General features: G+C 53.4%; 1 protein-coding gene. It reads right to left on the reverse strand.

Annotated features, from left to right (window positions below):
- Window positions 1-44: 44 nt before the first annotated feature.
- On the reverse strand, window positions 45-654 hold a 610-nt coding region (locus tag E8M78_RS23645), incomplete at its 5' end, for a calcium-binding protein (protein ID WP_281405082.1).

A 654-nucleotide genomic window follows, 5' to 3' on the forward strand; every position in this document is an offset into this window, starting at 1 on the left:
ATCGCCGCGCTTCACCGTTAGAGGTTTTCACCAATATTCGAACCTTACGCTACAAACCTGAAGTCGTCCTGGTGCAGGTTTGCCAAGACCACGTTCTTCAACGTGATCGTGTTTCCTGCATCATGCGTGATGACCGTGTCATTACCGACCTGAGCGGCGGCAGCCAGAACGTCTTCGAAATCGGCAAAGAGGCTATTGTCGAATTCGATCACATCGACCGATCCCGCTCCCGCCTGGAAGTCGGTAATCGTGTCTATCCCGAAGTTGGGCTTGAAGACGATGATGTCGTTTCCGGCCCCCGTTGTGATGGTGTCGTTGCCCAATCCTGCCAATATGGTGTCACTACCTGACGTTCCGGTGATCGCATCATCGCCGTTAGTACCACCCACAAAGTCAACGTTGGCATTCATAGACGCGCGGCCCCACGTAGTCCCATCGGCAAAGACGATGCTTTCTATGCCTTGGCCGTTATTGGTATCCAAGCTGGCTTTGAGCAGGACTGACTCGGCATCTCCTGCGCCTGGAATGCTTTCAGCAACCGCGATCGTCACGTCATTTCCGTTTCGGAACAAGGTAATGTCGGCCGGATTGATATTGGTGAAGACCAGCTTGTCGTTATAGCCGTTCCAGCTGTCCTCAGTGATGGTGTCGTTG

The sequence above is a fragment of the Rhizobium sp. FKY42 genome, assembly GCF_005222835.1.
Lineage (GTDB): Bacteria > Pseudomonadota > Alphaproteobacteria > Rhizobiales > Rhizobiaceae > Neorhizobium.